The organism is Pseudarthrobacter sp. YAF2 (assembly GCF_052113345.1).
Lineage (GTDB): Bacteria > Actinomycetota > Actinomycetes > Actinomycetales > Micrococcaceae > Arthrobacter.
In genome coordinates this window covers 359028-373696 of record NZ_JBFRDA010000001.1, presented here as the reverse complement: position 1 = coordinate 373696, position 14669 = coordinate 359028, and the positions used below count along the sequence as shown (strand labels likewise).

The 14669-nt window shown below is 67.2% G+C and carries 11 protein-coding genes; 4 read left to right on the top strand and 7 right to left on the bottom strand.

The genetic code is table 11. The features are described from left to right. Positions 1-206 precede the first annotated feature (206 nt). From AB4Y79_RS01765 to AB4Y79_RS01755, 3 genes are read right to left on the bottom strand one after another with little or no spacing between them, the layout of a single operon-like run. On the bottom strand, positions 207-1307 hold the full coding sequence (locus tag AB4Y79_RS01765; protein WP_441858201.1) for a polyprenyl synthetase family protein: 1101 nt from the start codon (positions 1305-1307) through the stop codon (positions 207-209). Continuing rightward, entirely contained in the window at positions 1304-2635 is a 1332-nt protein-coding gene (locus tag AB4Y79_RS01760; protein WP_441858199.1) for a geranylgeranyl reductase family protein, read from the bottom strand. Before AB4Y79_RS01760 ends, AB4Y79_RS01765 begins: the two co-directional genes overlap by 4 nt. A gap of 3 nt (positions 2636-2638) precedes the next feature. Continuing rightward, complete coding sequence (locus tag AB4Y79_RS01755; RefSeq protein ID WP_441858197.1) at positions 2639-3406, bottom strand: demethylmenaquinone methyltransferase; 768 nt, start codon at positions 3404-3406, stop codon at positions 2639-2641. A 115-nt stretch (positions 3407-3521) separates the two neighbouring features. Here AB4Y79_RS01755 and AB4Y79_RS01750 point away from each other — a divergent pair, with 115 nt between their 5' ends. The 4 genes from AB4Y79_RS01750 (at position 3522) to AB4Y79_RS01735 (ending at position 7820) form a co-directional block, all read left to right on the top strand. Further along, positions 3522-4922, top strand: a complete 1401-nt coding sequence (locus tag AB4Y79_RS01750; protein ID WP_441858195.1) for an isochorismate synthase — start codon at positions 3522-3524, stop codon at positions 4920-4922. 176 nt (positions 4923-5098) lie between these two features. Continuing rightward, complete coding sequence (locus tag AB4Y79_RS01745; protein ID WP_441858193.1) at positions 5099-6052, top strand: ABC transporter substrate-binding protein; 954 nt, start codon at positions 5099-5101, stop codon at positions 6050-6052. Positions 6053-6087: 35 nt separating this feature from the next. Continuing rightward, complete coding sequence (locus AB4Y79_RS01740; RefSeq protein WP_387451069.1) at positions 6088-7047, top strand: amino acid ABC transporter permease; 960 nt, start codon at positions 6088-6090, stop codon at positions 7045-7047. Continuing rightward, entirely contained in the window at positions 7044-7820 is a 777-nt protein-coding gene (locus tag AB4Y79_RS01735; protein ID WP_308930159.1) for an amino acid ABC transporter ATP-binding protein, read from the top strand. Before AB4Y79_RS01740 ends, AB4Y79_RS01735 begins: the two co-directional genes overlap by 4 nt. A 128-nt stretch (positions 7821-7948) precedes the next feature. Here the strand turns inward: AB4Y79_RS01735 and menD are convergent, their stop codons facing one another. From menD to AB4Y79_RS01715, 4 genes are all read right to left on the bottom strand, one after another. After that, positions 7949-9688, bottom strand: coding sequence for a 2-succinyl-5-enolpyruvyl-6-hydroxy-3-cyclohexene-1-carboxylic-acid synthase (menD, locus tag AB4Y79_RS01730; protein ID WP_441858312.1), 1740 nt, complete (start codon positions 9686-9688; stop codon positions 7949-7951). 115 nt (positions 9689-9803) lie between these two features. Then, on the bottom strand, positions 9804-11870 hold the full coding sequence (locus AB4Y79_RS01725) for a PhoX family protein (RefSeq protein WP_441858190.1): 2067 nt from the start codon (positions 11868-11870) through the stop codon (positions 9804-9806). Between the two features lie 233 nt (positions 11871-12103). Beyond that, positions 12104-13105, bottom strand: coding sequence for an o-succinylbenzoate synthase (locus tag AB4Y79_RS01720; RefSeq protein ID WP_441858188.1), 1002 nt, complete (start codon positions 13103-13105; stop codon positions 12104-12106). 24 nt (positions 13106-13129) lie between these two features. Beyond that, positions 13130-14593 (bottom strand): aminotransferase class I/II-fold pyridoxal phosphate-dependent enzyme, encoded by a 1464-nt coding sequence (locus AB4Y79_RS01715; RefSeq protein WP_441858186.1) that lies wholly within the window; start codon positions 14591-14593, stop codon positions 13130-13132. Positions 14594-14669: the final 76 nt, after the last annotated feature.

Below are 14669 nucleotides of genomic sequence, written 5' to 3'. Positions count from 1 at the left end.
AAGACTTGCGCACTGTGACAAAGCTGTCATAAGCTATTCACGGATCCGCTAAACGCCTCCGGCGGGTCTGATGCGAACGGAGAGATAGCCCCGGTTCACAGCAGCTTCGGTTGTTGAGGACCGGGGCTATCCCGTTAACGCCACACCCCAAAGGAAAAGCCCGGCACCTGCTGGCTGAACCAGAGGCACCGGGCTCCCACCAAGGATCAGCTGGCGCGGTCCACCACGGCCAGCGCAAAGTTGGACAGCGATTCCTTGACCACGCCCTCGGGCAACGGGGCCAGGGCGGCGATGGCTTCGTCGGCCCAGCGGCGTGCCACCACCCAGGACTCGGCCGTGACAGGGTGCTCGCGCAGCCCGGCGACGGCGGCGGCAAGAGCTTCGTCCGAGGTCAGGTCCCCGTCAATCAGCGTCAAAAGGTCGACGGCGGACTGGTCGCCATCAGCGGCAGCCTTGCGCAGGAGAAGCACAGGAAGGGTGGGAACCCCTTCACGGAGGTCCGTTCCGGGCGACTTGCCGGACTTGACCTTGACACCGGTGACGTCGATGACGTCGTCGGCCAGCTGGAAGGCAACGCCCACCTTCTCGCCGTACTCCACCAGGATGTCCTCAAAAGCCTCGTCGGCGCCGGAGAAGATGGCACCGAACTGGCCTGAGGCCGCCACCAGGGAACCGGTCTTGTCCGCGATCACCGAGAGGTAATGCTCCACCGGGTCCTCATCCGGACGCGGGCCCACGGTCTCGTGCAGCTGGCCGAGGCACAGGCGCTCAAATGTGCGTGCCTGGATGCCCAGCGCCCGCCCACCGAGTTCGGACACCAGGATGGATGCCCGGGCGAAGATCAGGTCGCCGGTGAGCACTGCCACCGAGTTGCCCCACACCTCGTGGGCCGTGGGGGCGCCGCGGCGGAACGGTGCGGAGTCCATGACGTCGTCGTGGTACAGGGTGGCCAAGTGCGTCAGTTCAACCACGACGGCGGCCTGGACCACGGCGGGCAGCGATGCGTCGCCGAGGTGTGCGCAGAGCAGGGTCAGCAGCGGCCGGATGCGCTTGCCGCCGGCTTCCACCAGGTGGCGCGACGTAGCATCGGCCAGCGGGTCCGAGTTGGCGATGGCCTCGCGAAGCTTCTTCTCCACCTTGGCCAGGTTGTTGGTGATGGCCGGGCCCAGTTCGTCGTCGCCCGCAATGGCTGCAAAGCCGGCAGGAAGCTGCAGTCCCGTGGCAATGGCGGTGGTATTGAGGCTGGGTTCGGAGTCCGGCAGGCCGTGCCCGGCGTGCGTCCAGCTGTGGTCTGCGGATTTGGTCACGGGTTAACCCTAACTTTTTGTTGCGGATACCGCTGGTTCGGAGCTGACGGGGCATTGGATGTGGCCGGAACCAGCGATTCCAGGACGCGGATCACCCGGTCCTCGAGGCCCTTCGCTGAGGGGTCCGTAAGGTTGGCCAGGAGCCGGACCACGAACCGCATCAGGACCGGGATGGGCATGCCGGTCCGCAGCGCGAGCTTCATGACGGCGGGCTTGCCGATGAGCGCGGCGAAGGCCCGGCCCAGGGTGAAGTGCGAACCCCACTGGCCCCGCACGTAGTCGGCGTACCGCGAAAGGTGCGCATCGGCGTCGTACGTTCCGCCCAAAGCAGCCGAACGGGAGGCGGCGTCGATGATGAACTCGGCGGCAAACCGCGCCGACTCCATCGCGTAGGAGATGCCTTCGCCGTTGAACGGGGACACCATGCCGCCGGCGTCGCCCAGAAGGAGCAGGCCCGGAGAGTAGTGGGGTGTGCGGTTGAAGCCCATGGGCAGCGCGGCGCCGCGGATTTCGCCCACCTGGTTCTCCGGAGTGAAGCCCCAGTCGGCGGGCATGCCGGCGGTCCATTCGCGCAGGACCTGCTTGTAGTCCAGCTTGCCGAATTCCTTGGAAGAGTTCAGGATGCCCAGGCCCACGTTGGAGGTGCCGTCGCCCACGCCGAACACCCAGCCGTAGCCGGGCAGCAGCTTGCCGTCGCGGCCGGGCAGTTCCAGCCAGCCTTCCATCCAGTCGTCGTCGGTGCGGGCGGAGGTGAAGTAGGTGCGGACGGCGACGCCGAGGGGGCGGTCGTCGCGCTTTTGGATCCCGAGCGACACGGCGGTGCGGGTGGAGTTGCCATCTGCAGCGAGGACGACGTCGGCACTGAAGTCACGCGTCTCCCCCGTCTTGCGTCCGGACTCGTCAAGGAGCGCTGCGCGGACCCCGGTGACGCGGCCGGCGTCGTCCCGGAGGGCCTCGGTGACGCTGTGCCGCTCGAGGATGGTGGCACCGGCAGCCTCAGCATGCCGGGCCAGTTCCTCGTCAAAGCCCAGCCGGGTGCGGATCAGGCCGTACTGCGGGAAATCGGACACCTCGGGCCAGGGCAGTTCGATGGTGCGGCCGCCGGCGATCAGGCGCAGGCCCTTGTTCCGCCGCCAGCCGTCATTCTCGGGGTGCGGGAGGCCCAGCTTCTGGATCTCACGGACGGCGCGGGGCGTGAGCCCGTCCCCGCAAACCTTCTCGCGGGGGAAGCTGGTCTTTTCCAGGACCGTGACCTCAACTCCCGCTTTGGCGAGGTAGTACGCGGCAGTGGATCCGGCCGGTCCCGCGCCGACAATCAGTACCTTCACAGGTCAGCGGACGATGTTGCGGCGCAGCTTGGCCACCGGGCCCTTGTGCGCAGCGATGGCTGCAGCGGCATTCTCGGAGGCGGGCTTGAACGCCCGGTGCACCGCCACGATGCCGCCGGTGAGGTTGCGGTACGTGACCTTCTCCCAGCCGCTTTCCTGCAGCCAGGCCGCCAGGTGGTCCTGGTCCGGCCAGGCGCGGATGGATTCGGCCAGGTAGACGTAGGCGTCCGGGTTGGAGGCAACCTTGACGGCGATGGCCGGCAGGGCGCGCATCAGGTATTCGGTGTACATAGTGCGCCAGAGCGGGACCACGGGCTGCGAGAACTCGGCGATGACCAGGCGGCCGCCGGGCTTGGTGACGCGCAGCATCTCGGCCAGCGCCTTCTTGGGCTCGTTCACGTTGCGCAGCCCAAAGGAGATGGTGGTGGCATCAAAAGTGTTGTCCGCGAAGGGGAGGTTGGTGGCGTCACCGGCGATGAAGTTGATGTCCGGGCGGCGGCGCTTGCCCACCTTGAGCATTCCCAGGGAGAAGTCGCAGGCCACCACGTCTATGCCGGCGTCGGCATACGGCTCGCTGGAGGTGCCCGTGCCGGCCGCGAGATCAAGGACGCGCTGGCCCTTGGAGACTTCCATCGCGTCCACCACGATCTTCCGCCAGCGGCGGGTCTGTCCCATGGACAGGACATCGTTGACGACGTCGTATTTCGGTGCGACGTCGTCAAACATCGTGGCTACTTCGTCCGGACGCTTATCCAAGGATGCTCGGTTCACCATGACATTGTCTCAAATGTTCGCGCGGGTCCGGACCAGCGGCTCCATCTCCTTTTTGACCCTCCCTGGCCCCCGGAGAAGGCCGCCGCCTACGCGGGAGTAGTGTTGTCTCATCATGACGAGCACGTTCCGCACCTTGACAGTCCCCCTGGATGGCAAAACATTCCCCGGGGGGCTGCCTTCGTTTCTGGTCCGGGACGACATCCTCTGTTGGACGCGCCGCGAGGCCGGACTGGCGGGCTTCGGGGAGATCGCGCGGTTCACCGCCACCGGGCCGGAACGGTTCCTGGAAGCGGATATCTGGTGGCGGCACCTGGTCCTGGAGGCGGACGTCACGGATGCGGTGGAGCTGCCCGGCACCGGCCCGGTCGCTTTCGGTTCCTTCGCTTTCTCCAAGACCTCCCGGTACGAGTCGCGCCTGATCGTGCCGGAGATCGTGGTGGGCGTCCGTGACAGCCAGGCGTGGCTCACCCAGTTAACGTTCGACGACGCCCCCCTCACCGAAGAGACGGCCGCCGCCGCACTGGAACGCTGGCTCAGCAGCAGTTCCGCAGGTTCCCCCACCGGTGAAGGTACGACGGCGGCAGCGGGCCTGGCCGGGGACGGCACCTTGGATGGGACGCAAGGTCCGGCCGGCGGCGCCGTCGTGCGTCCACTCCCCCTGGCCGCGGGCGCAACACTGCACACCGGCTCCCTCAGCGAGGAAGCCTGGATGGATGCCGTGGCCGCCGGCGTCGCGGAAATCCGCACTGGGGCGTTGGAGAAGCTGGTGCTGGCGCGGGACGTGGTGGCAACTATTCCCTCCGGCGTGCATGCAGCGGATGTGCTGCGCGAGCTCGCGGCCAGGTACCGCGAGTGCTGGACCTACGGGGTGGATGGCCTGGTTGGCGCCACGCCGGAGATGTTGATCCAGGTGGAAGGGCGCACCGCCCAGGCGCGCGTGCTGGCGGGCACACTTGACCGACGGGACGCCCACGGCGAGGATGGCGCGCCGATGGACTACGCAACACGGGTGCTGGCGGGCTCGGAGAAACAGCGGCATGAGCACGAGATCGCCATCCAGTCGCTGACCAAGCAGCTGGCGCCCTTTTCCGAGGCAATGAATGCGCATGATGAGCCGTTCATCCTGGAGCTGCCCAACGTCTGGCACCTGGCCTCCGACGTCAAGGCCGAACTCACCGAGGTGGAAGGGCACGTGCCCACGTGCCTGGCGCTGATCAATGCGCTGCACCCCACCGCGGCCGTCTGCGGGACGCCCACTCTTGTGGCGGGCGAATTGATCCGCACGCTGGAGCACCTGGACCGTGGACCGTATGCAGGCCCGGTCGGCTGGCTGGACGCCGCGGGCAACGGCGAATGGGGCATCGCGTTGCGCGGCGCCGTCATCGAATCTGCCGACACCGTCCGGCTCTATGCCGGTTGCGGAATAGTCGATGGCTCGCTTCCGGCGGCCGAATTGGCCGAAACGTGGGCCAAATTCCGGCCGATGCTGGAGTCCCTGGGCATCAACAGCTGACGCCTGGCGGGACTGAGTCTGGGATGGCAGACAACTCCTGCTCCGAAAGGCTTGATTTTGCCCCCGCTACAGTTATCCAATAGTGAAACTTAGTTGCGTGTGACGTACCTCTCTTGTTGAGCGTTACACTATAAGCCGCGTTAGTACCTCATAGCCCCTGCAACAAAAGGTAAGAAATGCAGACTCCCCGTACCCTCCTGGGCACTTCCAAGCTGACCGCCGCCACTATGATCGCCATCAGCGCCCTGGCCCTCTCAGCATGCACCAACGCCTCGGAAACGGGTCCTTCCAGCGCGGCTACCTCGTCGGGCAGCGCCGCAGCCAGCTTTGATCCCACCACCATCAAGAAGGACGACGCCCTGGCCGCCATGGTCCCGGACGCCATCAAGTCCAAGGGCACCATCACGGTTGGTTCGGACACCAGCTACGCACCCGCCGAATTCCTCGGTCCGGACGGCCAGACTCCCGTGGGCTACGACGTGGACATCGCCAAGGCCATCGGCGCCACCCTTGGCCTCAAGGTCCAGGTCCAGACCGCTGAGTTCACTGGCATCCTCCCGGCCCTCGGCCCGAAGTATGATCTGGGCATCTCCTCGTTCACCATCAACCCCGAGCGCCTGGGTGCCGTGAACATGGTCAGCTACTTCAACGCCGGCACCGCCTGGGCCGTGCAGAAGGGCAACCCCAAGAAGTTCTCCCTGGACGACGTCTGCGGCAAGTCCATCGGCGTGCAGACCGGCACCGTGCAGGAAGACCCGGACCTTGCCGACCGCAACCAGAAGTGCGCCGCCGACGGCAAGAAGCCCATTGACATCGTCACCCTGAAGAACCAGACGGACGTCACCACGCGCCTTGTCAATGGCAGCATCGACGCCATGGCCGCCGACTCCCCCATCATCGGCTACGCCCTGACCCAGACCAACGGCCAGCTGGAAAAGCTGGGCGACGTCTACGACTCGGCTCCCCAGGGCATCGCCGTGGCCAAGGCCGACACCGCCTGGGCTGACGTCATCCAGAAGGCCGTAACCAAGCTGATGGCAGACGGCTCCTACAAGAAGATCCTGGAAGGCTGGGGCAACTCTGAGGGCGCCATCACCAAGTCCGAGGTCAACCCGGCGGTCAAGTCTTGAGTTTCCGCGTTACCGACGACAAGTCAGGTGTGCACATGGAACACCATCAACAAGGGGACGCACCGGTACTGAATAAGTCCGTGCCGGTGCGCCACCCCGGCCGGTGGATCAGCGCCGTCATCATCCTCCTCCTCGTGGCCGGGCTCGTGCAGAGCCTGTTCACCAACTCCAACTTCCGCTGGGACGTTGTGGGCACCTACATCCTGGACGTCAAGGTTGTCCAGGGCGTGGGATGGACGCTCCTGCTGACGGTGGCGTCGATGGTCCTGGCAATCGTCCTGGCCATCCTTCTGGCAGTCATGCGGCAGTCCGACAACCCGGTCTTCCGCTGGTCCAGCTGGGTGTGGGTGTGGTTCTTCCGCGGAACTCCGGTCTACACGCAGCTGGTGTTCTGGGGCCTCGTAACGGTTCTCTACCCGGCCTTCACGCTGGGTATTCCGTTTGGTCCCGAGCTCTTCAGCTATGCGCTGTCCGATCCCAGCAAAGGCCTGATCCCCGCGATCCTCGGCCTCGGCCTGAATGAATCGGCATACTTGGCGGAGATCTTCCGGGCCGGCCTCAAGTCCGTGGACAGGGGCCAGCAGGAAGCCGCCGAGGCGCTCGGCATGTCCAAGGGCAAGATCATGTGGCGGATCATCCTGCCGCAGGCCATGCGGATCATCGTTCCGCCAACCGGCAACGAAACCATCGGCATGCTGAAGACCACCTCGCTGGTCCTGGCGGTCCCGTTCACGCTGGACTTGACGTTCGCCACCAACGCCCTGGCAAACCGCATCTACCTTCCGATTCCGCTGCTGATCGTTGCCGCGTTCTGGTACCTGCTCGTCACCAGCATCCTCATGGTGGGCCAGCACTACCTCGAGGCCTATTACGGCAAGGGCGTGGACAACCTCGCTCCCGCAGCCGTGAATCCGGCCGCCGCCAAGGCTGCCGGCGCCGGTGCTGACGCCCAGCGGTCGATGAAGACGGACTTCCCCGAGGAGAGTGCACGATGACGGTCACAGCAGAAAAGCCGCTGGTCAAGATCGAGGGCCTGCACAAGTTCTACGGGCCCCACCATGTCCTCCGGGGCATCGATATGACGGTCCAGCAGGGCGAGGTGTCGGTGGTGATCGGGCCGTCGGGTTCCGGCAAGTCCACCATGCTCCGCTGCGTGAACCTGTTGGAGTCCATCAGCGCCGGTCGGATCTCCGTGGGTGGCCAGCTGATTGGCTACCGCGAGGTCAACGGCAAGCTCCACGACCTCAAGACCAAGGAAATCGCCGCCCAGCGCCGCGAAATCGGCATGGTGTTCCAACGGTTCAACCTGTTCCCGCACAAGACCGCGCTGCAGAACGTGATGGAAGCGCCGGTGCACGTAAAGGGCCAGTCCAAGGCTGCCGCCCAGAAGCGTGCGCTGGAGCTGCTGGACCGGGTGGGTCTCGGTGACCGCGCCGGCCACTACCCGTCCCAGCTCTCGGGCGGCCAGCAGCAGCGCGTCGCCATTGCCCGTGCCCTGGCCATGGACCCGGAGCTCATGCTCTTCGACGAGCCCACCTCGGCGCTCGACCCGGAGCTGGTGGGCGATGTCCTGAACGTAATGAAGGACCTGGCAAAGTCCGGCATGACCATGATCGTGGTGACCCACGAGATCGGTTTTGCCCGCGAAGTGGGTGACACCCTGACCTTCATGGACGGCGGTGTGGTGGTGGAATCGGGCGATCCCCGGGAGATCATCGCCAACCCGCAGCATGCCCGGACCAAGGAGTTCCTGGGCCGCGTGCTCTGACGCGCCGCATTTTCACTTTCGATACGCACATTCCCTGGCGCCGCCGTTATTCCGGTAGCGCCAGGGAATTTTTGCGTCGCGGGCTAATTCGCGCGTCGGAGGCTGGCGAATGCGACGGGGCCGGCTGCCTACTGGCCCGCGAGCACTCCCGCGACGGCGGCGGCCACGGCATCCTTAATGCGGGCATGGAGCTGCCTGAGCTGCCGGCGGTCCGTACGGACTTCCACGATGCTGCGCCCCTGCACAGGCCGGGCGAGCGCTTCGGCGAGTCCCGCCGTCGTACTTACCAGCGAGTGTCCGACGCCGTATGCCCCGGCGAGTGCCGCGATGTCCACCGAGTGCGGGGTGCCAAAGAGGCGTTCGACGGCGTCCCCGTAGCGGCCGGCTGCCTCCACGCCGCCGTGCTCCAACAGGCTGAAAATGGCGCCGCCGGAGTCGTTGAGGACCACGATCCGCAGGTCCGGCTGCTCTTCCCCCGCGCCGAGGAGGAGGCCGCCGATGTCGTGCAGGAACGTCACGTCGCCCAGCAGCACCGTGGTTTCCTGCAGGCCGCCCAGCGCGATGCCGGTGGCCGTGGAAATGGTGCCGTCGATTCCGGCCAGCCCCCGGTTGGCGTAGACGGTGGCGGCGGGTTCCGGGGCGGGCAAACCGGCGAGGTCAACATCCCGGATGCCGTTGGAGGATCCGAGCAGCAGTTGGCCGCGCGCATTCCTCCAGACCAGGGATCCGACGGACGGACCGGTGGCGGCGGCTTCGTCGGTGACCACTTGGTCCAGCGCGTGCTGGGCGGCCGAGCCGGCGAGGAGCCAGGTGTCCAGCCAGGCGGCGGTCCCGCGGCCAGCAAATCCGGCCACGTCCGCGAGGTTCTCCAGCGGCAGTTCCGTGCGGCGTCCGGGTTCGTACCAGGCGACCGGAACCGGCTGGTACAGGGCTGACTCAACATCCGCGCGGGCAAGGAGTGAGGCCACCGGGCGGGACAGCGTAGGCCGGCCGAACAGCACCACCCGCTCGATGGGCTGGGTCGAGCCGGGCCCGAAGTGCTCCAGCAGCAGACGGTAGGGGCCCACCGCGTTGGGGCCAAACCGGGCGTTGGAGGAGGGCTCGGCCAGCAACGGGAGGTTGTGGGCGCGGGCGAACGCCTCGGCGACCGGCCCGGCGTCGTGCCCGGCGAGGACCACCGTCCGCCGCCCGGGCAGGTCCTCCGGGGCCGGCGGCAGGTTCATGACCAGCGGCTCGAAGCCCACCCGGTAGCGCGGCCGCTCCACCGCCTCCGGCAACCCGTCACGAGACGACGGAACCAGCGGGTCACGGAACGCGAGGTTGAGCTGGACCGGTCCCGGCGGCAGGTCCGGGAACGCCCCGGTTGCCGCTGACAGCCCGGTTTCCACAGCGCGCTGCGGGCTGGACCCGGCGGGAACGTCGGCAGCGAACCGGACCTGCTCGCCGAACAGGTCAGGCTGGACTGTGGTCTGGTTGGCGCCGGTCCCGCGCAGTTCCTCGGGCCGGTCCGCCGACAGGACGATCAGCGGCACGGCGGCATGGTTCGCCTCCATCACCGCAGGCATCAGGTTCCCGACGGCGGTCCCGGACGTGGTGAGGACGGCTGCCGGCGTGCCGGTGGAGAGGGCAAGGCCCAGCGCCGTGAAACCGGCGGACCGTTCGTCGATCCGGACCAGCAGGTCCACCCGGCCGGCGGCCGACGCCTCGGCCAGGGCGTAGGCCATGGGGGCCGACCGTGAACCGGGCGAGACCACCACGTGCCGCACACCGCCGTCGAGCAGTACATCCACCGCGATCCGGGCCGCAGCAAGCGCGCTCAACTGGGGTGCGTCCACCTCGGGGATATTCGGTGCAGAATCGTTCGGCAAAGTCACCCAACCAGTCTGCCACCACCCGGCGCCCACCCCGCTCCCCGGATGCCCTATCACTTATGGTCCCTAAACCGAGGCTTTGGGGACCATAAGTGATAGAGCAACGAGGGGGTTAGCCGCGGAACACCTGAACCACTGCCGGACGGGGCGCGCGCACCTTGCCGGCGGCCGGCGTCGTACCTGCCGGGACGTAGTCCGGGAAGAAGGAATGCGGCGCCTCGAAGGTGCCTTCCTCGCCCGGGTGCTGCACGGAGACAAACACGGTGCGCTCGTCGTCGTGGATGACCGGTCCGCAGGTCTCGGCGTCGCGCGGAACCGAAAGGAACTGCTCCACCTTGCCGCGCTCCGCACCGCCCAGGGTGACCTTGAAGAGGCCATCGTTGTAACCGATGCCGGAGGGGGCGCCGTCGGTGGAGATCCAGAGGTTGCCCACGGAGTCGAAGGCCACGTTGTCCGGGCAGGAGATGGGCGAAACCTTGTCCACCGGGTAGCCGGAGAAGTAGGTGACATCGCCCTGGGCCGGATCGCCGCAGACCATCAGGAGGGTCCAGTTGAACTTAGTGGACGTCTGGTCGCCGGCTTCGGTGATTTCCACGATGTGCCCGTCGCGGTTCTGCGTGCGCGGGTTGACTTCGGTGGCGCCTTCCTTGGTGCCGGTGCCGCGGTCCGAGTTGTTGGTGCAGACTACGTACACCTTGCCGGTGTGCAGGCTGGGCTGGACGTCCTCGCAGCGGTCCATCTTGGTGGGGCCCACTTTGTCCGCGGCCAGGCGGGTGTAGACCAGGACCTCCTCGACGGACATGTCGGGCACCGCGGACTTGCCGCCGACCACCAGGGGCAGCCACTGGCCGGTACCGTCGAAAGCGCCGTCAGCGGGAAGCGCCCCGGTGCCGGTGATCTCCGCGGCGGGTGAGTTGCCGGCGAACTTGGCGACGTACAGGTCGCCCTCGGAGAGCAGGTCCATGTTGTGCCGGCGGTCGCCCTCACGGTACTTCTCCGTTGAGACGAACTTGTAGAGGTAGTCGAACTTCTCGTCGTCACCCATGTAAGCCACCACGTGCCCGGATTCGGCCACGATCACGTTGGCGCCCTCGTGCTTGAAGCGGCCCATGGCGGAGCGCTTCTTGGGGGTGGAGGTGGGGTCGAATGGGTCGACTTCGACGATCCAGCCGAATCGGTTGGTTTCGTTCTCGTAGCCGGGGTTTCGGGTGTCGAAGCGGGGATCGTCCAGCTCCCACTGGCGGGCGGTGGGCTTGGCGGTGAGGCCGTAGCGCTTGTCGCTGGCGGAGGTGCCGCCGGAGACGAAGTAGCCGTTGAAGTTCTCCTCACCCGAGAGGATGGTGCCCCAGGGGGTGGTGCCGCCGGAGCAGTTGCCGAACGTGCCCTTGATGGCGCGGCCGGAGGGGTCGGCGACGGTCTTGACCAGGGCCGAGCCGGCAACCGGGCCGGTGAGTTCGTAGGTGGTGTCGGAGAGGTAGCGGCGGTTCAGCGGGGCCCCCTTGACGTAGGACCAGGGCTTGGTGGTGTTCTTGCGTTCCAGTTCCACCACGGCCAGGCCATGGGCGGCGCGGCCGATGGCGCGGGTTTCCTTGGCGTCGTAGCCGGCGGGGACCATGATGTTTTCGTTGGTGTACTCGTGGTTGGTGAACAGCACGGCGCGGCGGCCCTTGCTGTCCGGGATCTCCACGATGTCCGTGTAGTCGTTGTTGTAGCCGAACTGCCGGGCCTGCGCTGCCGCGGTCTGGTTGTTCAGGTCGAAGTCCGGGGAATCGTTGAACAGCGGGTCACCCCAGCGGATGATGGGCTGCCAGGTGAATCCGTCCGGGACGGTGAAGGCGTCAACGGCCTTGTCTACCGGCTTGATGGCGGTGAACTGCAGCTTGGACTTGCCGAAACCTTCCTTGGCGGCCTTGGACAGGCCGGCGGCTGAGGCGGGCTCGGCGGAGGTCACGGCGGAACCGAGGGCGACGGCGAGCGCACCGGCGGCGCCCAGGCCCAGGGCGGCGCGGCGGGACAAGGTGGCGGAGGCGATGTCGCGGAAGTAGCTGTTGGAGCTGGTGTTGCAGACCTCGCCGGCGCAGGCGTTGTCGCATTTGAGTGCGCATGTGACCGGGCTGCGCTTGCCCTTGGTATGGCCGAGCATGGGCAGCAGGGTGAACTTGCGGGCAGTTTCAGACATGGGGAACCTTCCGAAGGAATGTCTTTGGGGTGCCCGATCACCCTTCCAGCCTGTTCCTACGGGAACCCGTCCTTTCGATGAAGTTATGGTTAACCGCCCGTGACCTGCAGGAACGCCGCCAAAAGTGAGCGGGCGTGCCAAGAGAAACCGCCAGAAGTGAGCGGGCGTGTCAGGAAAAACCGCCAAAAGTGAGCGGGCGTGCCGGGAACAGCCGAAAGAAGTGAGCGGGCGTGTCAGGGGGTGAGGAGGGCGTGGACGCGGCGGAGCCGGGCCAGCCACCAGTCCCGGCGTTCCCCGGGAGCCGCAAACCGCTCCAGCAGCCCGGCGTCCGGAACGGCATCGCGGAGGCCGATCGCGCCGTCGTCGGCCACCAGCGGGTCCACGGTGACGTCGGATTCAAACAGCGACACCGTGCCAAGCCCGCACGCATAAGGCAGCTCAGGCAAGGCCGCCGCCAGCGCCAGGCCGGCGCGGATTCCCACCGAGGTGTCCAAGGCGGAGCTGACGACGGCGGGGAGTCCGGCCTGCGCCACGATGTCCAGGGCGCGCCGCACTCCCCCCAGCGGGGCCACCTTGACGACGATCAGGTCCGCCGCCCCGGCCCGCGCCACGCGCAGTGGGTCGGTTTCCTTGCGCACGCTCTCGTCAGCGGCGATGAGCACCGGCGTTCCGGCCTCGCGCAGCCGGGTACGGACCTCGGCCAACCCTTCGATGGTGGGTACCGGCTGCTCGGCGTATTCCAGGCCTACGGTCGCCAGCCGGGTCAGGGCCTCCACCGCTTCGGGCACGTCCCAACCGCCGTTGGCGTCCACCCGGACGGCGGCATGGGGCAGGGCCGCACGGACGGCACGAAGCCGGGCGGCGTCGTCGTCCAGGGACTGTCCGCGCTCGGCAACCTTGACCTTCACCGCATCCACCCGGCCGAACCGGGCGAGTACCTCCGGCACCCGGTCCGCGGAAACGGCCGGCACGGTGGCGTTGACCGGCACGGACGTGCGCAACGGCGCCGGGAAACCCTGCCAGCCCGCTTCGATGGCGGCGGCCAGCCAGCGGGAGGCCTCGGCGTCGCCGTACTCGGGGAAGGGACAGAACTCGCCCCACCCGACGGGACCGCGCAGCAGCAGGGATTCGCGTTCCATGATGCCGCGGAACTTCACCCGCATGGGCAGGCTGACCACGCGCGCTCCTGCCAGCAGTTCATCCAGCGGGGGTATCAGGGCATCATGGGCGGGCATGCCGTTTACTGTAGCCGCACTTCCCTACTGCTCCCGGACCACCCGGATGGTGCCCAGTGACGGGTCCGCAGGATCGGGCAGCACCATGCCGGCTTTCAGCCCCGATTCCAGGTACTCGATGACGGCCTGGTTGATCCTCTCCCCCGGGACGAGCACCGGGATGCCCGGCGGGTAGGGGGTAATCTGCTCTGCTGCCACCCGTCCTGCCGTTTCGCTTCGGGGCACATCCTCCGTGGGGCCGAAGAACGCGTCCCTGGGAAGGGCCACGGTCTCCAGTTCCAGGTCCGACGGCGAGGGCAGGTTCACCTGCGGAGGCCCGGGAAGTGCCGGGGCCGCTTCGATAAGGGCCTGCAAAGCCTCCATGAGCCGCCGGGCAGAGGCGTCGTCGTCGGCCATGGAGAGAGTGGCCATGATGCGGGCGTGGTCGCTGAGGCCCATGTCCACATTGCGGTTTTCGCGCAGCCAGTCGGCCGCCTGGTAGCCGCTGATGCCCAGCCCCGAGAGGTCCATCAGGACCTGCAGCCGGTCCAGGTCGTGTGAGGATTCGGCCGCCAGCAGTTCGTCCTCGAGCACATGGATGCCCGGGAGCGCGTCGATGTCCCGGCGCAGCCTCTTGGCCAGGTCCAGCGCGTTGCCGAGAAGTTCGGCCCCATGCTGGACCATCTGGCGGCGCCAGCCGTCGATGGCCGAGTACAGGATGGCGTTCGGACTGGTGGTCATCAACAGGTCCGCGCATTGGGACAGATGCGCAGGATCCACCAGGTCGCCCTGCAGGTGGTAGACGGAGCCCTGTTCGAAGCCGGCACCCATCTTGTGCACGGAGACCACGCAGATGTCGGCGCCGGCACTCATCGCCCAGGTGGGGAGGTCCTCGTGGAAAGGCAGGTGCGCACCCCAGGCCTCGTCCACGATCAGGGGCTTGCCGCGGTCGTGGCATATCTTGGCGATGGCGGCAATGTCTGCGCAGGTCCCGTAAGGCGTGGGGCTGACGATCAGCGCCCCGGCGGCATCCGGGTAGCGGTCCCACATTTCCTCGACGTCCGCGGCCGACGGCGGGTGGGCCAGGTGCAGCTTGGGGTCCCAACGGGGACGGATCCAGCGGGGCTGGATGCCGGAGAAGACCAAGCCGGCGGTAATGGATTTATGTGCGTCGCGGCTGACCAGCAAATCACCTTTGCCGGCCGCTACGGCGATGACGGCGGCCTTTACCGAAAGGGAGCTGCCGCAGGTGGAGAAGAAGGCCTGTTCGGCACCCACGGCATCGGCCATCAGCTGCTCGGCCTTCTTGAGGTAGCCGCCGGAGGATGACCGGTCGTCAAGGCCGGCCGAGGCAAGGACGTCAGCCCGGAAGGTGTCGGCCCCGAGGATGTCCCGGACACGCGGATCCGCCCCACGGCCCTGCCTGTGGCCCGGCGGGGTAAAGCCGTAGCGGTCCAGCTTGTGGTAGCGGTCCAGGGCATCCAGCAGTGGCGCTTCGTTGTGGTCCACGTCGTTCTCGCTTTCTGTTGGCGGGCCAGCCACCGTCTCCCGGTAAACCACCCAAATGCTAAGCAGGCTTACGATC